We start from the raw sequence: 21,660 nt of genomic DNA, 5'->3' as shown, positions 1-21,660 counted from the left end.
CGGCTGCGCGAGCAGGCCAGCTCCGACCCGTTGCCGGGGCTGCGGCACACCGGCGCGGGCCATCGCCGCGCGGGCCAGATCCTTGCGGTACGCCCGCCGCACCGCCGCCGGGTCCGCACCGGGCAGCCCGAGGTGCGCGGCCACCTGGGCGACCGTGTCCAGGTAGTAATCACACGAGGTGAGTACGCCGTCGAAGCGCAATGCCGCGTGCAGCCGCACGGCCTGCTGCAACAGCGTGGGTACGTCGTTGGTGTCGACGGTCAGCACGTTCTGCGCGGCCAGCAGCGGATGTGTGCCGCCGGGCGGCGCACCACGCAGGTAGTGGTGCAGGTCCCGGGTCAGGAACGAGAACCGGTGCCCGGCCTCCAACACCGCTCGCGGCAGGAGGTGGCTCATCGCCCCGACCCAGCTCTCCACCAACAACACGTGCGCCATCGGCGCCTCCCCACTCGGCAACAGGCGATGGCAATGGTAACGGTTTTCATTTGCGGGAGGAAGGAGGGGTGCGGCGTGGCGTATTGGAGGGCGGCGCTGGCCCGTAGGGGTGTGCCTAATCCCGTCGCTGCCGGACGGTGGTGTTGGCAAGCGGCGCGTCTCCGTCGGTGCGCCAGTCGGCCAAGCGCCGAGCCGTGCGTCGTCGTCCCGCCCGGTGATCGCGCACCCTCTTGCTGGGCATGGCCACCCAGGTGAGCGCAGTGGAGGTGGGCAACGGTCGCCGCAAGGGCGGCCTGAGCCGCCCCTATCTGGAAAGTCGGTGGACCAAGGGGGCGGCAGTATAGGGGTTGATCAGGCAGGAAGCAGCATGTGTCCCACGTCACACATAGACGATATTCGAATCGATTCTTGCCACGCTGAGTGATCAGGCGATGTCGCACTCATCAACCAATCATTATCTATCAATGTCTGGTGATCAAAGGCGACCTGGTCGCGCCGCCGCGGGGCAGTCAGGCGACGATCAAGGCCCTACTGTCGCTGCCACTGCTTGCTCTCGTCGGGGGTGTGTGTGGTGGGCGTTCGGTGGCGACGTGGGTTGTCTGCTGGGGTGGCGGCCTTGGTGGTTGTCGGAGTGATCGGTGTTCCAGCGCACGAGCGGGCGGCTGCGGCCGGGCTTGAGTGCGAGGACATCGCTGGCTCCGAGGCTGAGGCGAGCATGCTGGCGACCTCGTGTGGGCAGCCGGTGGTGGTGGACGGGTCGCGGACGGAGTTCGCCGAGGTCACCGCGTTGCCGGACGGGCGGCTGCAGTTTGTGTCGGCAGTGGTGCCGCAGCGCGCGCGCAAGGCCGGCAGGTGGGAGGAGGTCGACCTCAATCTGACTCGGGGTGGGGACGGATTGTGGCGACCCGTGGTATCGGTCGCGGATGTGGCATTTTCGGGCGGCGGGACCGGCTCGATGGTGACGCTGACGCGGGGCGGGCGGACGGTCACGTTGTCGTGGCCAGGCACGCTGCCAGCACCGACGGTGTCGGGTGACTCGTTGACCTATCCGAATGTTCTTTCTGATGTGGATCTGGTGGTGCGGGCGACGCGCACGGGCTTCACGCATGTTCTGGTAGTCAAGACACGGGCGGCGGCGACGCTGCCTGGAGTGCGTGAACCGCGGTTCCGCATCGGCGGGGACGCCGACATCGTGTCGGGTCCGGACGGTGGCCTGCGGGCGATGGCAGGCGCGGCTGTCGTGGCCTCGGCGGAGCCGGCGGTGATGTGGGACTCCCGGGCAAGTGCGGCGGACGGCGTCTCGGCTCGTACACCGTCGGGCGAAAGCCCGCAATCGACGGCGACGGCGGCCGGAGACGCGGCGCGGACCGGCATCGTCGGCGTTGAAGTGTCCGAGGGCGAGTTGGTGCTGCGGCCGGACGCGGCATTGCTGGATAACCCGGATGCCGTGTACCCGCTGTTCGTGGACCCGGCGTGGTCGGTGTTCAAGAACAAGTGGGCCTACGGGACTAACAACGGGTCGTCGAACTCGGACACCAGTCGCGCGCGAGTCGGGCTGAACCCGGACACCGGTGCCGTGTACCGGTCGTACTTCGAGTTCCCGACGAAGGCTAACGGCGTATCACTCAAGAACAAGCACATCGAGTCGGCCTACGTGCAGATGAAGTTGGACCACTCGTGGTCGTGTGGGCCTACGGTGACATCGATGTACCACACCCCGGCGATCAACGCGACGCCGAAGGCGAGTTGGTCGACGATGAAGCTGAAGTCGTTCCTGAATACGGCAACCGGAAACGCGAACGAGGCGGGTGGTTGCTCATCGATCCAACCTGACAGGATAATGAACTTCCAGGGGTCGAACACCACCGGCCAGGTGCTGGCTGCCGCGAACGGCAGCTGGAATTCGATCACTTTCGGGTTCACTGGGCGAGCCGCCGACGGGTCGGGGGAGTCGACGCAGGATCGATGGAAGAAGTTCTTTCCCAACGACGCCAAGCTGATCGTCGACTACGACAGCAAACCTGGTGCTCCGCATACCCTGCAGGTCGCTGGTGTGGACTGCACCTCCGGGGTATTGACGGTCGGTACGCTGACACCGAAGTTGGCTGCCGTGTTCCCCGACGCCGACCCGAGTGACTCGCTGACTGGCACCTTCGAATGGATCGAGGTGCCAGCCGGCGGGATGGGGACGGTGACCAACTCCCACCCGACCCGTAAGAGCCCGCCGCCGGCAAGGACAGGGTTGACCCCGAATAGCAGGGCCGAGAGTGCCGCGGTGACGGTCGCGAAGGGACCTACATACGCGTTCCGGGCGAAGGGCACGGACAAGGCTCCGTACTCGATTACCGGTCCCTGGTCGTCGTGGTGCCGTTTCGCCGTGGACACCACCGTCCCGCCAGCGCCCACCATCAGTCACGTTCTGCTTCCCCGCCGCCCGGGTGAGCCGATCAACTTCACGTTCGCGACCCATGCCTCGGACGTGACCAAGTTCCGTTATGGCTGGTCCAATCCACCTACCACCGAGATCGTGGCCAGCACCGTCTTCGGTACGAAGAATGCCTCGGTCACCCTCACGGTGCCCAGCTTCGGTCAGAACACCATTTGGGCCCGCAGCATCGACGCTACTGGCAACCTCGGCAATATTGGCTCCGTCACCTTCACTGCGGCCCGACCCTCACCGGCCGTCGCCAAGTGGGGCCTGGAGCAATACCCCGGAGTTGACCAGAACGCCGCGCTCGCCGACCAGCAACCCGCTCTGGGAGGTCAGACCGACCTCACCACGTCCAACCTGAGCTGGGTCGACGACGCCCGCCTGAACGGTGGCAAGACCGCAGGCCTCAACGGCACCTCCACCGTGCTGACCACGCCGGGAAGTGTCGTCAACACGGCCAACTCCTTCAGCGTCGCCACCTGGGTCCGACTCAGCTCACTACCCAGTACCCACGACACCGTCGTCGCATCCCAGGCCGGGATCAACGCCGCCGGGTTCCACCTGGGCACCCGGTTGGTCGGTTCTCCGTCGACGCCACGGTGGTCCTTCTTGATGAAGGACAGCGACGACCAGTCGAGTACCACCCGTGCAGCGAATAGCAACACCGCCTTGACCTCTGCGGATGTTGGCCGCTGGACGCACATCGCAGGTGTCTACGACAAGGCTACTGGCAAGGTCCGGCTTTACGTTGACGGCGCACTTGCCGCCGAGGTCGACCGAAGTGCCACGCCATGGAGCGCCACAGGAGCGTTTGCGGTGGGTCGGGGGTGGAGCTCCGGCGGAGCAAGTAACTGGTTCCACGGCAACGTCGCCGACATGCAGGTGTACGAGCGGGTGCTCGTGCCGCATGACTTCACCGGCCAGATGGCGCAGGACCCGATATCCAGTGGGTTTAATGAGCCAGGGATCCTGACGCCGGTGCAGGTGGGCAACTGGAACTTCGAGGCCGCAACCCCCTGCTACCTGGCCGACCTGAGGGACACCTGCGAGGCGCCGGACACGGTTACCGCCTGGGGGCGTTGGCTTGCCTTGACTAGAGGTTCCGCAGTCGGCGCAGGCTATTCCACCGACGGCTCCGGGCTGTGGCTCGACAACGAGTACTTCCCAGAGGAGGGATTTACCGAGAGCACCGCCGAGTACGCGCGCAGTGCGGTGAAGACGGGCATCACACCGCCGAACACCGATGGTCTCGAATTCACCCAGTGGCAGGATCGACCGGTCGTGCGTACCGATCAGTCGTTCACGATGTCGGCGTGGGTCATGCTCGATCGGCTCGACGGCATGCGCACAGCGCTGTCCCAGCGAGGGCAGTATTCAAGCGGCGGCTGGCTCAAGTTCAACTCCACGCTGGGTAAGTGGCAGTTCGCCATCAGCGACGAGGACCTCACCACCACCCCCACGGCGAGTACCACCTCGACATCGGCCGCGGAGGAAGGCGTGTGGACGCACCTTGTCGGCGTGTACGACGCCGGGCGGAAGCAGATTCGCCTCTACGTCAACGGTGAGCTCGAAGCGGTCACGCAGAACATCACGTTCACCCCGATGGCATCGACCGGCCCGCTGCTGGTGGGCCGAACCCTGTGGCAAGGCCAGTTGGTCGATCCGTGGATCGGCGGCATCGATGAGGTCGCTGTGTTCCAGGGTGCGCTGACGGACACGGCGGTGTATCTGCTGTACGACTCGTAACCCGGCCAACCCGGTCAGCAGTGCGCTCAGAGCTTCGCCACCGCTGACTCGGCTGAGGTGTCGCTCACGCCCTGTGTCGGTTCGGGGCGATCGCATGGATCCGACGTCCAGATACTGCACCGCCGATAAGTCCTACCTTAGCCTTGCTTCGTGCGGCTGTCCTTACCGGGGAGAAAGCATGTTGTCTGCACGCCCTGTTCACGATTTGCAGCAGCTTCGACGGAGTACTCATCGAGCGGGCCGCCTTCGCCGATGGATCGCAGGCCTGACGGTGGTTCCCGTGGCGGCGTCGCTGCTGGTGAGTCTGCCGGCTGAGGCCGCTGCTCCGAGGGCAGAACCAGCACGGCCGCCGGTGGAGAAGCTCGATTCGCACGGTGGCCCGGTGTCGGGTCGTGCGTGGACGCAAAAGCAAGTGCAGGAGACAACGGTTCCGAAACCGGTATGGCCCGCAGCCAGTACCGCTCGGGTGACGCTCGATTCGCAGAGCGTGGCTGGTCGGGGCATGAGGGCGGGTGCGCTGCCGGTATGGGTCGCCCGCGGTGTTGGTGCGGCCGGTGCGCGGGTCAGCAGTGTGGACGTTCAGGTGGTGGACCGGGAATCACTGCCGGACACCTGGCGTGACGGTCTCGTATTGAAGGTGACGGCGCCGGCCGGGGCTGGCGCCGGCACGGCAAAGGTGTCGGTGGATTACAACTCGTTTCGGCATGCGGTGGGCGGGTCCTGGGCGTCGCGGCTGCGGCTGTGGCAGGTTCCGGCCTGTGCCCTTTCCACACCCGATGCGCCAGGTTGCCGATCGGTGCTGTTGCCGACGACAAACGACCTCGCTACCGGAGTGGCGACCGCCGAGGTGGTCGCTGGTCCCACCTCGGCGGTACCGAGGGAACTGGCGCGGCTGTCGGGGGAGTTGACGCCCCAGGCGAATGGTCCCTTCCTCGCCCTGGCGGCAGCGGGGTCGGGCGCGGACGGGGACTTCACCGCTACCAGTCTCGCGCCTTCGTCGACGTGGTCCGCAGGTGGGTCTTCCGGTGACTTCTCGTGGAGCTACCCCCTGCGTACGCCTCCGGCGACAGGCCCGGAACCGTCGGTCAGCTTCGCGTACTCCTCAGCCTCCGTTGACGGTCGGTCGGAGGTGACGAACAACCAGCCGTCGTGGATCGGTGAAGGCTTCGACTACTCGCCCGGGTTCATCGAGCGGCGGTATGTGCCGTGCGCGGAAGACCGGAAGAAGAGCGGCGCGAACAACACGAACGACACCGGCGACCTGTGCTGGCGCTCAGAGAACGCGACGATGAACCTGAACGGCCGCAGCACGGAGCTGGTGTTCGAGACCGGCAAGGGCTGGCACGCCCGTTCAGAAGACGGCTCAAAGATCGAGAAGTTGATCGGTGCGACGGGCAACGGCGACAACAACGGTGAGCACTGGAAGGTCACCACCACCGACGGCACGCAGTACTTCTTCGGCCTGCACTCGTTGCCCGGCCATACGGCGAAGACCGGATCGACGTTGTCGGTGCCGGTGTTCGGCAACCACTCAGGTGAACCGTGTTACCAGACTGCTTTCGCCAACTCACACTGCCAGCAGGCGTGGCGGTGGAACCTGGACTACATCGTCGACGTGCGCGGCAACACGATGTCGCTGTGGTATGGCAAGAACACCAACAAGTATGCCCGCAACGACACCGACTCCGATGACGCGCCCTACGACCGGGACGGCTATCTGAACCGAATCGACTACGGCACGTACGACCGCACATCAGCCATCCACGGGGTGACCGAGCGCAGCATCACCCCGTACGGGCAGGTTCTGTTCGAGACGGACATGCGGTGCTTCTCGAACTGCGGCACCGAGTCGAACCCGGTGAAAGCATCGTGGAAAGACACCCCCTGGGACCAGGAGTGCAAGGCGTCGGCGACGTCGTGTCCGCAGCAGTACTCGCCGACGTTCTGGACCACGAAGCGGTTGAAGAAGATCACCGCGAGAGTGTGGGACACCACGAAGACCACTCCGGCGTGGCAGGACGTGGAGTCTTGGACCCTCTCGCACACGTTCGCGGCGACGGCAGACTCGACGCACACCGGGCTGTGGCTCAACAGGATCGACCACGCGGGGCACGTTGGCGGCACCGTCAACCTACCGCCGGTGACGTTCGAGGCGGTGTCGTTGCCGAACCGGGTGTTGACCGCGAACGGCACGACCGACAACTGGCTGCGTATCTCCAGCATCGTGACGGAGACCGGTGCCCGGATCAAGGTGGACTACGCGGAGCCCGAGTGCACCGAGGCGATGGTGGCGGGGTTGGATCCGCACACGAACACCAAGCGGTGCTACCCGGTGCGAGTGCCGGACCCGGCCGACCCGACCGGGCAGCGGTTGATCACCGAATGGTGGCACAAGCACCGGGTCGAGCACGTGGCCGAGGACGACGTACAGTTGGCCAACGGCCACCAGGCGCCCTCGAAGCACACCTGGTACGAGTACGTGGGAGCGCCGGCGTGGCACTACGCCGACGACGACGGTCTGACCAGGCCGGAACGCAAGACGTGGTCGCAATGGCGTGGCTACGCGCAGGTCAAGACCCGTGTCGGTGACGATTCGCCGACCCAGACGCTCGCGGTGACGACCTTCATGCGGGGCATGCATGGCGACAAGGCCAGCCCGAGTGGTGGCACTCGCAGCGTGACGGTTCCGGCCTCACTGGGCACCGAGACCGTCTACGACGAGGACCAGTTCGCCGGCCAGATGCGGGAGCAGGTCGTCTACAACGGGGTCGAGACCAGGCCGGTGTCGAAGACGGTGAACGTGCCGTGGCGATCTAACCCCACGGCGAGCCGGACCATCAACGGTGACACCGTCGAGGCCAGGTTCGTCGACACGCAGACCACCTACACGGCGACCGCTCTTGGTGTCGACGGCAGCCGCGGCTGGCGTACCTCGCGGGGCACCAAGAATCTGGATCACACGTACGGCACGGTCAACTGGTCGCAGGACGACGGCGACGTCGCCGTCACCGGTGACGAGAAGTGCATCACCTACCGCTACAACCGCAACACCAGCAAGAACCTCACCACCATGGTGAAGCAGACGACCACCACCGCGCTGGCCTGCGGCACGAACCCGTCGACCATCGACGACGTGATCTCCGACGGGCGGACCTATTACGACGGGGCCAGCAGTGTCGACGATGCACCGACCTTCGGATTGGTGACGAGGACCGAACAGCTCAAGGACTGGGCAGCGGGAACGGGCACGGTCTGGCAGGTCGTGTCACAGGGCAGCTACGACACCACCGGCCGCCCGGTGAGCGCGACCGACATCAAGGGCAACGTCACCACGACCGCGTACACGCCGGCCGTGGGCGGCCCTGTCACGAAGGTGACGACGACGGGCCCCGAGCCGTTCAACTGGACCTCGTCCGTGGACACCAATCCCTACTGGGGCGCCACCGTCAAGGCCATCGATCCCAACAACAGAATTGTCTCTGACGTCGAGTACGACGCGCTCGGACGTGTCAGCAAGGTATGGGGATTGGGCTGGACCAAGGCGGCCAACCCGACCACCCCATCCGCGCAGTACACCTACACGTTCGCCGCTGGCAGGAATGCCTATCCGTTCGTCAGGGCACAGGTTCTGAACGCGGACGGCAACTACGTCACCTCGTACGAGATCCTCGACGGGTTGCTGCGCTCCCGGCAGACGCAGAGCCTGGCGGTAGACGACACCGGAAACCGAGTGGTCTCGGACACGATTTACGACAGTCTCGGCCGCGCCGCGACCTTCTACGGGGCACACGCCGAACCCGGGGCCCCCTCCGGCACGTTGTGGTGGGAGCCGGAATGGTCTGTCCCCGCCGTTTCCAAGACCGTGTTCGACCGTGGGTCGCGCCCCACGAACACGATATTCCTGGCCGGTGATGGAGTATCGAACCTGGTAGAGAAGTGGCGCACGATCACCGTCCACGAGGGTGACCTGACCAGGGTGACTCCACCACAGGGCGGTACCCCGACCACGACCGTGACTGATATCGAGGGCCGCGTAGCCAAGCTGCGTCAGCACACCACCACCGCCGGTGTCGGCGGTGCGTACCAGGAAACGGAGTACGTCTACAACCGCAAGGGCCAGTTGGTCAGGACCGTCGACCCGGCAGGGAACAGGTGGGACAACGAGTACGACGCCAAGGGCCGCCTGTGGCGTACGACCGATCCCGACAAGGGCACGACGACCAGCACCTTCAACGACATAAACGAACTGACCAAGACCACCGACGCTCGCGGTGAAGTGCTCTGGTACGTCTACGACGCGCTGGGCCGGAAGAAGGAATTGCGCGACGACTCCGCCAACGGAGCGCTGCGCGCCGAATGGAGGTACGACACCCTCTACACCGGGCAGAGCGGCTTCAGGGGCCAACTGACCCAGGCGGTCCGCTATGAGCCGGCTGGCAGCAGTAACGCCTACCGGTGGCAGGTGCGCAGCTTCGATGACCGCTACCAGCCCAAGGGCGCCAACTACGTCGTCCCCGGCAACGAGACCGGCCTGAGCGGCACCTACATCTACGCCTACAACTATTCGGCCGCGACCGGCGCGCCGACCTCCATCTCCTACCCGGCTGGTGGTGGGCTGGTCACAGAGGAAGTCACCACCGACTACCACGCCACCACCGGGATGCCCGTCCGGCTGGACACCAGCCTCACCGGCTCGGTCGGCACGATGGCCACCGCTAGCTACACCGCCTATGGCGAGCGCAGACGTTCGATCTACAAGATGCCCGGCGGCGTTTGGACTCAGGACACCGTGTTCCGCGACGAATCCACCCGCCGCATCGAGCGCACCACCGTTGAACGGGAAACCACCGCCGATACGGTCTCCGACCGCAACTACAGCTACGACCACAGCGGCAACATCACCTCGATCGAGGAGAGGCCGCAGCTAGGTCAGGCCGACACTCAGTGCTTCCGGCAAGATCCGCTGGGCCGGCTATCCACCGCCTGGACGCCGAAGGCCGGGGTGGACTGCCAGGCCGACCCGACGGTGGCGAACCTGGGCGGCCCGGCACCGTACTGGCACGACTGGACCTTTAACAGCACCGGCTCCCGGTTGACCGAGACCAGCCACACCGCCAGCGGCGACACCACTCGCACCTACACGGTGCCGACCGGCGGCCAGAACGTCGTGCGCCCACACGCCGTTACCGCAATGACGACCCAGGCGCCAGGTCAGAGCAGCGTCGTCAACAGCTACACCTACGATGGTGCCGGCAACACCCTCTGCCGGCCGACCGGCACCGCCGCGAACAACTGCGGCACCGGCACCAACAGCCAGACCCTCGGATGGGACGCCGAAGGCAAGCTCGCCACGGTCGCGGCCGGCGGCCAGACCATCGAAACCAACATTTACGACGCCGACGGCACCAGGATCATCCGCCGCGACAGCAACGGCACCACCCTCTACCTTCCCGGGCAGGAGATCCGCCGCGAAGGCAGCGTCAACACCGGTACTCGCTACTACAGTTTCGCCGGCACTATCTGCGCATCCCGCAAGGCAGGCTCGGCGACCACCGACCTGACCTGGCTCTTCAACGACCACCAGGGCACGCAACAGACCGCCGTCAACGCCGGAACCCAGGCCGTCTCCATCCGCCGCCAAACCCCATACGGGGCGCCCCGCGGCGCGAACCCGGTCTGGGTCAACAACAAGGGATTCGTCGGTGGAGACATCGACCCCACCGGGCTGACCAACGTCGGCGCCCGGCAGTACGACCCGACACTGGGCCGGTTTATCTCCGTGGACCCGGTCCTCGTCGCCGACGATCCGGCCCAGTACAACGCATACCAGTACGGCGGCAACAACCCCATCGACAACGCCGACCCCACCGGCATGTACTTCACGGAGAACAACGAGGACACCGGCGACCGCGCCTACGTCGACACCACTCCCTCCGGGGAGACCACAACCAGGATCGTCAAGAAGTACGTCCCCCCGGCCTGCGGATCCAGCTGCCAGCAGCAGCGCGAAGCGTTCCGTAAAGCAAGCAACGAACGCGCCGAAGCAGAACGCAAACAACGCGAATGCCAAGCCAGCTTCTGGTGCCGAAGCGGCCAGAAGGTTAGAAGTGTCGCCTCCGGCATCGGAAATTGGGCAGTGCAGAACGCCGACGTGGTGGGCGTGGTGGCGGGCGTCGCTGTCGGGCTCACATGCACGGTGGTGACTGGCGGCAGTGGGGCACTCCTGTGTGGTGCTCTCGGTGGTGTAGTTACCGGGCTGGTCAGTGGTGGGCTCAAGTGCGCCGGCGGTGATCAGAGTCGGTGTTCGGCCAAGAGTTTGGCGTTCGACGCGGGTGTCGGCGCACTACTCGGACTTGGAGGTGGAGCCGTAGGCGCCGCACTCGGGGGTGCCGTGGGTGGACTCGTCGGAGGAGGCCTTAGAGGTGCAGGGTCCGGGGCCTTCTCTGCCCTCACCGCCTTGGGGCGTGGTACTCTCGGCGCCGCGCAGCAGGCTACGCCAGCGGCGATCAGTCGGGTGATCGGTGGCACGTCGCACAGGAACCTCGGCCAGTTCGTCAGGGGCTCTGCGCGCACGTGGTTAGATGACGCAGCCGACGCCGGTGGAGGATTCAGCGGACACGCTGCGGTCACCCTTGATACCGGCCGTTTGTTAATAAAGGGTGCTGCTTCGATGGACGGTGCCGCGGCCGCAACGATTGGCGCCGTCGCCCCGACGACGAGAGATGATCTAGTGCAACTCTGGAATGAGGGTTACTCCTTCAATCCGGCGACTGGAGTGCCGCAGATCGTAGGTGGGCTGCTCGGGAGCGGCTTCAGGTGACCGATCGATCCGATCAGGCCAGCAGTTCGCGGGATTTTCGGTCCCGCGAACTGCTGGTCTGGCAACGGTGCGGACCTGTTCTCTACCGTTTCCGGCAGTTGTTCTTTATGGCGATCACCCTCGTTGTCGCGTACGTGCTGGTGCTGCTGTACCTGACAGTCGCCACTCTCTATCCCGGTACCGGATTCGTCCGCCCTTACGGCCCGACCGAGCGGCCGGTGCAGGCGACGGTGGAAGAATGCCGTCAGGTCGGCCCTGTGAGCGACCAAGGACTGGGTTACTGGTGGGTCTGCCGGTTCGCTGTCAGGCATGACGACGGGCGAGTGACTGAAGCGGTGCTCGGTGGTTCCGTCGCCAGCCCGCAGGACGTCGGAATGACGACCGAGTTGAGCGAAGCGTGTGCGGGCCCCGGAGCGAGCCGCTGCTACTACGGCAAGCCGGTTGCCCTTCACTGGTCATTATCCTACGGCCTGTTCCGGATTCTAGGAAACGCCGTTGGCTTCTTCCTGTTGGTGGTGGCCCTTGTTTATCTGTTCAGGGTTGTTGTGGGTGTACCAACCTACTTCGCGTTGATCGACAGGTGGCGAGGCGGAAAGGAGAGTCAGTGAGATGATTTCGAAGGATGGCTATCTGGAAGTCTTCCGGCGAAGGCTCGCCGCCGACGGTTGTGCTGTTACCGATGAGAGCATCGGATCGATGCCGGTGTTGGTTGGTTACCGTACGCAGTTCCGGGCGCTGACTCGGCTGCACGTCTTCGCGGTAGCCGCGAAGTTTGAGCGCGTCGACGAGGAACTCCTACGCGGTTTCGTCGAGGGCGTGGTGAACCTGGGACTGGCGCGCAAGGGCCAGTGGCGCGGCCTGCAGTCGGGCGTCATAGTGCTGCCCGTCCTGGTGTCTGATTCGGTGGACTCCGCCGCCGTAGCCCTCACCGGGCAGGCATACCGATTGAATCTGCCGGGTTTCGCGGCGATGGCCCAGCCCGCGATCGTAGATGTGCGGGCCGGTCAGGTGTTTACTTTCCGCGGGACGAGGTTGTGGGGCTACGCCTTTAACTCCCTTATCAAGCAGAAGTACGGGGCGTATCTGCCGGAGCCGAGGGCTGGGCTGAGCTGACGTCGGAGAGTCCTACCCGGCGGAGTGGCAGCGGCGGTCAAAGGCGAGCTGGTCGTGAGCACGAGACAGTCGAGCAATGCGGCCACGGCCAGTGTCTGCATCGGCCAGTGCCGGTCGTGGCCGAGGGTGGGCGCCCTCCGTGTGATGCGATGACGTTGTTGTCGCGGTTGATGTTAGTTGAACACACCCATACAAATCCCATCGATGCATTGAGTTTGGGCGTGTGCGCATCGCTATGCGCAGATTGGAACGGGTGCTGTCGGTGCTGGTCGGTGTACCGTCCGGAGTGGCAGCCCTGCCAGAGACGGTCGGCAGGAGTTCTCGTATGACTGGGAGTCCCGCTGATGGCTCGTCGGCCGATACCTGTTGATCCCTCGATTGGTGATCGTATTCGTGCTCGTCGGGAGTTGCGTGGTTGGAGTGTGCGCTACGCGGCCAGTCGGGCGGGGATCTCCCACACCTCGTGGTCACGGATCGAGCGTGGCCAGCAGCGCACCGACCGGTACATGGTGGTGGATCTGGCGGCGGCTCTTGAGTACTCGGTAGTGGACCTGACCGGGCAGGCGTACACACCGGCTGATCGGCAGCTCGACGCGGCGCGCATCGACGCGGAGCGAGTGTGGCGGATCATGATGGACACGTCGATGTCCAAGCGTTCCGATGCGGTGGCGACGGTCGATCAGGTCCGCCGTGAGGCGGCGCTCGTGCGCGGTCTGTACGGGCGGTGTGATTACGCGGGTGCGTTGCGGCGGCTTGTCGACCTGGTGCCGGCGATGCACGGCCTCACCGATCGGCGAGTGGCGTTGACGGAGATGGTGCCGGTGTACGGCGTGGCGATGGGGTCGTTGCTGAACGTCAGCTACCCGGCGCATGCGTGGCTGGCGGCAGAGCGGTGCGCCGAGGCGTCCGGGTTGCTCGATGACCCGGTGGCGGCCGGGGTCGCGGCGGCGAACCGGGCGCGGGTGTCGGCCTATTCGGGCGCGTACGGTCCGGCGCAAGCGCTGTGTGACGTCGCGGCTGCCGATCTTGCGGGCAGCGCGGCTGATGGCGCGTTGGACGTGTTGGGATTCCTGCACCTGGCGCGGGCGCATCACCTCGCCGGGCTGCGGGATCAGGCGGGTGCGGAGGAGCACCTTTCCGAGGCGGGGCGGATCGCGGCGCACACCGGGGAGACCGACAGTTGGGACCTCGCCTGGGGGCCACGGAACGTGGCGTTGTGGTTGATGGCGTTCCTGCTGGACACGGGTCGTCCGGAGGCGGCGTTGCAGACGGCGTCGGGCGTGGATCTGGCGGGCCTGCCTGCCGTACGGCAGGTGTATTTCTGGCTCGACATGGGCCGTGCCGCCGAGGCGGTCGGCCGGGATCGGGATGCGGTGCGGATGCTGCTTGCTGCGGAACGGGTCGGATCGCAGCATGCCCGCTCGTCGGTGTCGGCGCGGGATACGGCACGGTCGCTGCTGCGTAAGGGTGCGACGTCGCCCGAGTTGCGGGGGCTGTGCGAGCGGATGAGTCTGGCCGCGTAGTAGTTTGCCGTGATCGGCTCGACTGTCGCTTTGTCGCACGTGGCTGCACCTTCCGCTTCAAACCCTGATCCTCGAGCTGCCCATGCCATCAGCCCGCGCGCGGGCAGCGTGGCCCCCGGGTGTTCGGTGTCCCGGCCTTCGAGTCGATGAGGTGTACCGTCCGGAGTGGTGGCCCGTCGGGCGGTCGGCGGGTTCGGGCTCAGTCGGTTCTCCGGGGAGGCTGCCATGCTCACGACGATCGGTGATCACCTACGCAGACTGCGCAGCGAGTCCACTCTCACTCAAGAGCGGCTGGCGGAGCGGGCGGGCGTCAGCGTGGAGACGATTCGGAAGCTGGAGCAAAACGAGCGGACCAGCGCCCGTATGTCGACGTTGAACAAGTTAGCAACTGCTCTTGGCGTACCGACGTCCGCGCTGATGGGTTCCGCTGCGCAGGCGCAGGCGATGCGTGAGCCCGATGCCGCGCCGCTGGGTCTTGTCGATGTCCGTCGCGCTCTGACGCCGGTCTCGGGCCTCGATGGGCGTTCCGTGGTGGACGACCCCGAGATCGGCCCACCGACTGCCGCTGACGTGCGGCGGTCGATCAAGGCGGCGAACACGATTTACCACGCCAATGACTACGCGGCAGCCCTCACGTTGATCCCCGGCCTGCTCGACGAGGCGCGGACGTTCGTCGACGTCGCTGACGGTGATGAGCGGTTGGCCGCGCATGCGCTGGCGTCACAGGCGCACCAGTTGGCGGGTCGGCTCCTCATCCAGCTACGCCGTGTTGACCTTGCGCATGTCGCGCTCACTGCGGCACTTGATCACGCTCGTCGCAGCGGGGATCAGATGGTCGGTGCCGCAGCGGTGGCACCGATGTGTTGGCTGTTGCTGCGGCAGGCCCGGTTCGAGGAGGCCGAGGTGCTGGCGGTACGGACCGCCGATCAGGTGGAGCCGAAACTGTCCACCGCCTCACCTGCCCACCTGTCCGCCTGGGGCTTCCTGCTGATCAAGGGCGCGTCGGCGGCGGTGCGGGATGCCCGGCACGACGACGCCCGGGACATGCTCGACCTGGCGGCGGCGGGTGCGCACCGGCTTGGTGACCGGCCGAATCCGGACGCCGACATCACGGGTAACGACTATTCGGCCGAGGGTGTGCACCTGATGCGGGTGGAGTCGGCGGTTATCGCGGGCCGTCCCGACGAGGCATTGGCTCTCGCGCAGCAGGTGCACCAGTCTCCGCAGGTGACCCCGTCATCGCGGCAGCGGCACTACCTGGACGTCGCGTGGTCACACGCCCAGACGGGTGCGTACGCGGACGCGACCGGTGTGCTGATGGACCTCCGGGATCGGGCACCGGCCTGGCTGCGGCAGCAGCGGTACGCCCGGGACATCGTCCAGTCGATCGCCGAGAAGCGTCGGCGGGCGATGACCAAGGAGTTGGCCGAGTTGGCGTCGCTGGTCGGGGCGTAGTCGCACAACACGTACCACCTTTCCCGCAGGTCGCATGGCGTGGCCTGCCGTGTACCTGTCCACCCTCATTGCGCCCCGTGAACATGGGATCACGGGGTGCGACCGGCGCGTGAGGTGCCGCCTCCAGCTCACAGGTGAGCCGCGCCCCTTCTGTCAGCACAGCGAAGGTCGTCTTTCGAGCGCACCTTGCCGTGCCTTTCGAGGAGGTAGCGGGTGGACGGTGTACAGCGCGAGCCGGTGCAGAGTCGAGGCGAGCAGGCGGAAGCGGCGGAGCGGGAGGCCGCGAAGCAGCGCATCCTGGCGCAGGCTGAGGCGGAGCGGATACCGGTCGAGGAGACCACCCGGGCGGTGCCGGATCGGCGGTGGCGTCGTGCCCGGTGACCCGGTACCGATCGGGCGGCGGGTCGCCTACCTGCGAGCGCGGCGGAATCTGTCGCAGCAGACGTTCGCCGACCGCCTGGGAAAGTCGAAGAGTTGGGTGGACAAGGTCGAGCGCGGCGTGCGGTCGTTGGAGCGGCTGTCGGTCATCCGCGACATCGCCACCGTGCTGCGGGTGGACGCCGCGACTCTGCTCGGCCGTGACGTCGAGCCCGCCGATGCGGTCGAGCGTCACGAGGGTGTCGCGCGGATCAGGGCGGCGATGTCGACGTACGAGATGGCTCTCGGTCGACCGTCGGCGCGCGGCGAGGTGATGCCGCCGGAGCGGGTGGCGCGGGAGGTCGCGCACGCGTGGACCACCTACCAGCACGCTCGATACCCGCACCTGATCGACCTGCTGCCGGGGCTGCTGACCACCGTGCATCGGGCGTACGCCCAGGACCCGGAGGCGGGTCGGGCGCTGGTGGTGGAGGCGTACCGGGTCACCACGGCGTTGTTGGTCAAGCTGGACGAGCATCAGCTTGCCTGGTTGGCCGCCGACCGGGCCATGTCCGCCGCCACCGGTGACCGGCTGTTGCTGGCGTGCGCGTCGGTCCAGCTCGGGCAGGTGCTCCGGACGTCGGCGCGGGCGCGCTCGGTGATGCTGGCCGCCGCCTACCAGATCGCCCCACCCGACCCCGACACCGGCGAACCACCGGAGGTGTCGCTCTGCGGCAGCCTGCTCGTGCAGGCCGCCCTCATCGCCGCGACCTGCGGCAACGACCGCGCCGCCGCTGACCTGCTGGACGAAGCCGCCGAGATGGCCGCCCGGGTCGGCGAGGGACACGACCACCACCGCACCGCCTTCGGGCCGACCGCCGTCGAACTGGCCCGGGTCACCGCCGCCATCGCACTCGGCGACACCTCGGACGCCGTCGCGCGGCACGAGAAGGCGATCGGCCGCGACCAGTGGCGGTGGCTGCCCGTCGAGCATCGCGCCGCGCACCTCGTCGACGCCGCTCGCGCCTACCTGGACACCGACGACGCCACCAACGCCGCCCGAGTGCTGATCCAGGCCGACGCCACCGCGCCCGCCGAGATCCGACACCGACCGGCGGTACGAGAGATGGTCGCCCACGTCGCCCGCGACCAGGACGCGTCGACGACGATCACCCAACTCGCCATCAGCCTCGGGCTGGTCTGACCACCCGTTCCTGTCCCGGAGCCCGACGCGCCACCCGTCTCCCTGGACCGGGGCGAAGCAGGTGACGACGGGAGGGTGGTTCAGGTCGCCGGTTCTCGGACGTACTCGGCGATCCGGAGGCCGGGGACGACCTCGCGCTCACCGATCAGGCGGAAGTCGAGACGCTCGTAGAGCCGGCGGGCCGGGAGGTTCGCCGCGCCCGTGGCGACCACGGTCCGCCGGTCGCCGGCCGAGGCGAGGAGCGTCCGCACCAGGGCGGTGCCGGTGCCGCGACGGTGGGCCGTCGGGTCCACCACGAGTCGGTCGATGTCCAGCTCGGTGGGGTTCTCCGACCAGGCCACCGCGCCGACGAGCCGTTCGTCGTGGTGGGCGCCGAGCCAGCGCAGCGGCGCGGCGCGCAGCGCGTCGAGCGTCTCGTGCAGGGGTGGGATGCGGTCGTCGCCGATGAGCGATGCCTCCACCGCGTACGCCGCGTGCTGGATCGACAGCAGCGTTCGGGCCAGTGTCTCGTCTGCGCCGGGGTCGATCTCGGTGATCCGCACCGCGCCATTCTGGTCCCCGGCGAGGCGTAGTGCAGCCACTTTCCGGGCCAGCCCTACATCTGTCGTTTGACGTATGACGTTTGCATCGTTAGATTTCGATGAGCGAGCGGTCCGGTCGTCCGGCGTCGACACGGCGTCCCGACCTGGTGGACCGCTCCCTCGTGGGCTCGTGTCGCCGGATCGGGCGCCGCCGTCCGGGCATCCCCACGACACACCGACGTGCTGACGCCACCACCGGACGCCGGCACCCCCAGCCGGGCGCGTGCGGGCGGTCCCGCCCGCAGGCGACCCCGACCGAAGGAGTGGACCATGACAGTCATCGGCGAGGCCCGTCCCGCCTCCCCGCCGAGACGCGGTCGACGATCCGGACTGGCCGCCGCGCTCGCCGTGGTCATGACGGCCGGCACGGTCGTGGCGGTGAACGCCGCGCCCGCGTCCGCCGCGACGGTCGACACCACCGCGTGGTACGTCCTGGTGAACCGGACCAGCGGCAAGGCGCTGGACCTGTACGCCTCGGCCACCAACGACGGCGCGCGGATCAGTCAGTGGACGCGGAACAACGGCGCGAACCAGCAGTGGCAGTTCGTCGACTCGGGCGGCGGCTTCTATCGGCTCAAGTCCCGGCACTCCGGCAAGGTCCTCGACGTGCAGAACCAGTCCACCGCCGACGGTGCCCCGATCGTCGCTTGGTCGGACAACAACGGGGCCAACCAGCAGTTCCGGTTGGCCGACTCGGACGGCGGTCACGTCCGGCTGGTCAGCCGGCACAGCGGCAAGGTCGTCGAGGTCCAGGGCGCGTCGACCGCCGACGGGGCGAACATCGTCCAGTACGCGGACTGGAACGGCGGCAACCAGCAGTGGCAGCTCGTCCGCGTCGACGGGAGCAACCCCACCCCGCCGCCGACGGGCGGCAGCGGATGCGGCCGTACGCCGACCCTGACCAGCGGCACCCACACGATCCAGAGCGGCGGCAAGAGCCGGTCGTTCATCCTGCGCGTACCCGCCAACTACCAGCCGAACAACCCGTACCGGCTGATCTTCGCCTTCCACTGGCGTGGCGGCACCATGCAGGAGATCTCCAACGGCGGCACCAGCGGGACCGCCTGGTCGTACTACGGCCAGCAGGAGCAGTCCAACAACAGCGCGATCCTGGTCGCGCCGCAGGGGCTCGGCAACGGCTGGGGCAACGCCGGTGGCGAGGACGTCACGTTCGTGGACGACATGATCCGGCGGATCGAGGCCGACCTCTGCGTCAACCCGAGGCAGCGCTTCGCCACCGGCTTCAGTTGGGGCGGCGGCATGAGCTACGCCCTGGCCTGCGCGCGGGCCGACGTGTTCCGGGCCGTCGCGGTGATCGCCGGTGCCCAGATCAGCGGCTGCTCCGGCGGCACCCAGCCGATCGCGTACTTCGGGCTGCACGGCATCACGGACAACGTGCTCAACATCGGTCAGGGGCGCGCGCTGCGCGACACGTTCGTCCGCAACAACGGGTGCGCGGCGCAGAACCCGCCCGAGCCCGGTGGCGGCAGCCGCACCCACATCACCACCCTGTACTCCGGCTGCCGGTCGGGTTACCCGGTGCAGTGGGCGGCCTTCGACAACGGGCACATGCCCGGCCCGGTGGACGGGACGTACGGCGAGAGCGGCATCACGACCTGGACCAAGGGTGAGATCTGGCGGTTCTTCGCGCAGTTCTCCTGACCTCGACAGGACAGCGGGATCACCACGGCAGCCGTCACCGGTCGACGACCGGTGACGGCTGCCGGCGGCGAGTGGAGGGGCGGTGTCAGCGTTGCAGTCGGGTCGGCTTGCCGGAGCCCTTGCGGCGGACCAGCCACGCCTCGGTGATGTGGGTGAACATCGCGTCGGCGGCACCGGCCGGGTCGCGGGCGGCGATCCGCTCGTAGATGCGGCGGTGTCCCCGGTTGGACGCCACGCAGAGCGAGCGCTGGGTGCGGCCCATGTACCGGGCGGTGTTGGCGACCTGGCTCTCCAGCGAGCGGACGACCCCTCGGGCGATCCGGTTGCCGGACGCCTGCATCACCGTGTCGTGGAAGGCCCGGTCGTGCTCGTGGTAGGCGACGGTGTCGTCGACGAGTTCGTCCATCCGGTCGACCAGCGCCCGCAGGCGCTCGATGGTCTCGGCGTCGGCCTGCCGGGCGGCGACGTGCGCCATGTCCGATTCGAGCAGCCGTCTGGTGACCACCAGGTCGTCGAGAATGGCGAGGCTGTCGTCCTCGGCGATGGTGGCGGCGAGGACGAGTTCGTCGAGCATGTCCCAGTTCGAGGGCTCGGTGACCGTGGTGCCGGCGCCCTGGCGTACCTGCACCAGGCCCTTCTCCTGGAGGACCTTCACCGCCTCCCGGACCACGGTCCGGCTCACCGAGAAGGTCTCGCAGAGCACGGGCTCGGGGGGCAGGGGAGACCCGGACGGGTGCATCCCGCGCACGATCCGCTGCACCAGCTCGGCGGTGACGGCGCGCGCCAGGTTCTGCGGCCGGCGGGTCCAGGCCGGGGCGGCCGTGGCATCCACGGTCGTCTCCTGCGATGGCGTCATGTCCCCTCCGATTTGCTTGCCGTGGCACGACGTCCGGTGGTCAGTGTACGTCCGACCGTTGACGTCAGACGTCATACGAGTTACGTTTTCGCACATTGTTGGCCTGCGGTGGAGCCGTCGGCCATTGCCGTTCAGAGGTGAACAACGATGAAACAGCGCACAATATGGTCCGCCGTCCTCGTTGTGGGACTGGTAGCGATGGCCGGCTGTGGAAGCGCCACCGGATCGGGCGGGTCCGCCGGTGGCGCGGAGGGCAAGCTGGTGGTGTGGGACTGGAAGTCCGGTGAGGCGTCCGCCGCGCCGTACCTCGACAAGGCCAAGGCGGACTTCGCCAAGAAACACCCGGACGTGACGGTCGAGTTCGTCGCGCAGCCGTTCGACCAGTACTACACGCTGCTGGGCGCGGCGATCCAGACCGGCAAGGGCCCGGACGTCATGCTCTTCAACGGCGGCGGTCAGATCCGGGACCGGGTCGACGCGCTGGTGCCGCTCGACGAGTACCTCGCCGAGGACCGGGAGCGCCTGGCCGGCTGGGACGCTTTCACCAAGGACGGCCGCACCTACGCCGGCCCGGTGACGTTGCAGGGCCACCCCATCTACTACAACAAGGCGGTGTACGAGAAGGCCGGGCTCGACCCCGCCGCCCCGGCGACGACCTGGACCGAGTTCCTCAGCGACTGCGCCGCCATCGCCAAGGCCGGTGCCAAGTGCTTCGCGCTCGGCAACAAGGAGGGCGCGGGCATCCAGTTCTGGCTCTCCGCACTGGGCTCCGCCACGCTCACCGCGCAGGAGTACGACGACTGGATCGCCGGCAAGCGCGACTGGAACTCACCCCACGTCAAGCGGGTGTTCCAGCTCTGGCAGGAGGCCGGCGACGCCGGGCTGAACACCGACGGCGCCAACTCGACCGCGATGTTCAACGACGGGTTCGCCCTCTTCCAGTCCGGCAAGGCCGCCCACGTCATCGGGCTGATGTCGGACGTCGGGCACTGGAAGGACTTCAACGAGTTCCTGACGCCGGAGAAGCTCGGCGTGATGAACGCGCCGGTGGTCACCGAGGGCACCACCCCGAGCCTGCCCTTCGACGGCGGGATCGGCTACGGGGTGGCGAAGTGGACCAAGGACCCGAAGGTCGCCGCCGACCTGGTCCGCTCGCTCACCTCGACCGAGGCGCTCAAGGCCTTCTACGCGGACGCGGGCGCGATCGCCGCCGACACCACGATCGACGTGTCGCAGGGCGGCCCGGCGGTGGCCGGCATCGTGGCCGAGACCGCGGACGGCAAGCCGGCCCTGCACGTGGCGCTCTCCTCCAAGACCCTGGACCTGATGGGCCGACTGTCCCAGCAACTGCTCAGCGGCTCGGCCGGCGTCGACGAGGTGGTGCGGCAACTGGCCGCCTCTGACCAGGCGGGCTGAGTTCGTGCCGATCGGGAACGCACAGTCGTCGGTCCGTCCGGCTCCGGCCGGACGGACCGAC

The 21,660-nt window shown here is 67.4% G+C and carries 12 protein-coding genes and 1 pseudogene; 10 read left to right on the top strand and 3 right to left on the bottom strand.

The annotated features are described in order from the left end of the window. Window positions 1–435, bottom strand: a pseudogene (locus EYA84_RS08175) (carboxylate--amine ligase); the annotation flags it as partial. A 607-nt stretch (window positions 436–1,042) separates the two neighbouring features. On the opposite strand from EYA84_RS08175, the gene EYA84_RS08170 reads away from it, so the two are divergent. The 8 genes from EYA84_RS08170 (at window position 1,043) to EYA84_RS08140 (ending at window position 17,084) form a co-directional block, all read left to right on the top strand. Beyond that, window positions 1,043–4,612 carry a LamG domain-containing protein gene (locus EYA84_RS08170; protein WP_394347554.1) on the top strand — a complete coding sequence of 1,190 codons (3,570 nt, stop codon included), beginning with the start codon at window positions 1,043–1,045 and terminating at the stop codon, window positions 4,610–4,612. A 280-nt stretch (window positions 4,613–4,892) separates the two neighbouring features. After that, window positions 4,893–11,432 (top strand): RHS repeat domain-containing protein, encoded by a 6,540-nt coding sequence (locus tag EYA84_RS08165; RefSeq protein WP_236145652.1) that lies wholly within the window; start codon window positions 4,893–4,895, stop codon window positions 11,430–11,432. Then, on the top strand, window positions 11,429–12,040 hold the full coding sequence (locus EYA84_RS08160; protein WP_131052421.1) for a DUF6346 domain-containing protein: 612 nt from the start codon (window positions 11,429–11,431) through the stop codon (window positions 12,038–12,040). Before EYA84_RS08165 ends, EYA84_RS08160 begins: the two co-directional genes overlap by 4 nt. A 1-nt stretch (window position 12,041) precedes the next feature. Then, the gene (locus EYA84_RS08155; RefSeq protein WP_131052420.1) at window positions 12,042–12,545 is read left to right on the top strand and encodes a hypothetical protein; all 504 of its coding nucleotides are present in this window, start codon (window positions 12,042–12,044) and stop codon (window positions 12,543–12,545) included. Window positions 12,546–12,922: 377 nt separating this feature from the next. Next, the gene (locus EYA84_RS08150; protein WP_236145654.1) at window positions 12,923–14,068 is read left to right on the top strand and encodes a helix-turn-helix domain-containing protein; all 1,146 of its coding nucleotides are present in this window, start codon (window positions 12,923–12,925) and stop codon (window positions 14,066–14,068) included. 225 nt (window positions 14,069–14,293) lie between these two features. Beyond that, a complete protein-coding gene (locus EYA84_RS08145) occupies window positions 14,294–15,523 on the top strand; it encodes a helix-turn-helix domain-containing protein (RefSeq protein ID WP_131052418.1) in 1,230 nt (409 codons plus the stop codon). A gap of 213 nt (window positions 15,524–15,736) precedes the next feature. Beyond that, window positions 15,737–15,904 (top strand): hypothetical protein, encoded by a 168-nt coding sequence (locus EYA84_RS33400; protein WP_236145651.1) that lies wholly within the window; start codon window positions 15,737–15,739, stop codon window positions 15,902–15,904. Then, on the top strand, window positions 15,894–17,084 hold the full coding sequence (locus tag EYA84_RS08140; RefSeq protein WP_236145650.1) for a helix-turn-helix domain-containing protein: 1,191 nt from the start codon (window positions 15,894–15,896) through the stop codon (window positions 17,082–17,084). Before EYA84_RS33400 ends, EYA84_RS08140 begins: the two co-directional genes overlap by 11 nt. Before the next feature lie 80 nt (window positions 17,085–17,164). Here the strand turns inward: EYA84_RS08140 and EYA84_RS08135 are convergent, their stop codons facing one another. After that, window positions 17,165–17,626, bottom strand: coding sequence for a GNAT family N-acetyltransferase (locus EYA84_RS08135; RefSeq protein WP_161594927.1), 462 nt, complete (start codon window positions 17,624–17,626; stop codon window positions 17,165–17,167). Between the two features lie 309 nt (window positions 17,627–17,935). Between EYA84_RS08135 and EYA84_RS08130 the strand changes: the two genes are divergently transcribed. After that, window positions 17,936–19,327 (top strand): RICIN domain-containing protein, encoded by a 1,392-nt coding sequence (locus EYA84_RS08130; RefSeq protein ID WP_131052415.1) that lies wholly within the window; start codon window positions 17,936–17,938, stop codon window positions 19,325–19,327. An 85-nt stretch (window positions 19,328–19,412) separates the two neighbouring features. Here EYA84_RS08130 and EYA84_RS08125 read toward each other — a convergent pair whose 3' ends face one another. Further along, entirely contained in the window at window positions 19,413–20,159 is a 747-nt protein-coding gene (locus EYA84_RS08125; protein ID WP_236145649.1) for a FadR/GntR family transcriptional regulator, read from the bottom strand. Between the two features lie 171 nt (window positions 20,160–20,330). On the opposite strand from EYA84_RS08125, the gene EYA84_RS08120 reads away from it, so the two are divergent. Then, the gene (locus EYA84_RS08120; RefSeq protein ID WP_131052413.1) at window positions 20,331–21,599 is read left to right on the top strand and encodes an ABC transporter substrate-binding protein; all 1,269 of its coding nucleotides are present in this window, start codon (window positions 20,331–20,333) and stop codon (window positions 21,597–21,599) included. Window positions 21,600–21,660 lie beyond the last annotated feature (61 nt).

The organism is Verrucosispora sp. SN26_14.1 (genome assembly GCF_004307965.1).
Taxonomy (GTDB): domain Bacteria; phylum Actinomycetota; class Actinomycetes; order Mycobacteriales; family Micromonosporaceae; genus Micromonospora.
The sequence above is the reverse complement of the archived record's forward strand: the minus strand, read 5'-3'. Positions and strand labels throughout refer to the sequence as shown.

What these genes read in the sequence shown, in the direction of transcription:
- EYA84_RS08155 (WP_131052420.1), top strand. Translation starts at nt 12,042, where the DNA reads ATGATTTCGAAGGATGGCTATCTGGAAGTCTTCCGGCGAAGGCTCGCC.
- EYA84_RS08130 (WP_131052415.1), top strand. Translation starts at nt 17,936, where the DNA reads ATGACAGTCATCGGCGAGGCCCGTCCCGCCTCCCCGCCGAGACGCGGT.
- EYA84_RS08120 (WP_131052413.1), top strand. Translation starts at nt 20,331, where the DNA reads ATGAAACAGCGCACAATATGGTCCGCCGTCCTCGTTGTGGGACTGGTA.
- EYA84_RS08145 (WP_131052418.1), top strand. Translation starts at nt 14,294, where the DNA reads ATGCTCACGACGATCGGTGATCACCTACGCAGACTGCGCAGCGAGTCC.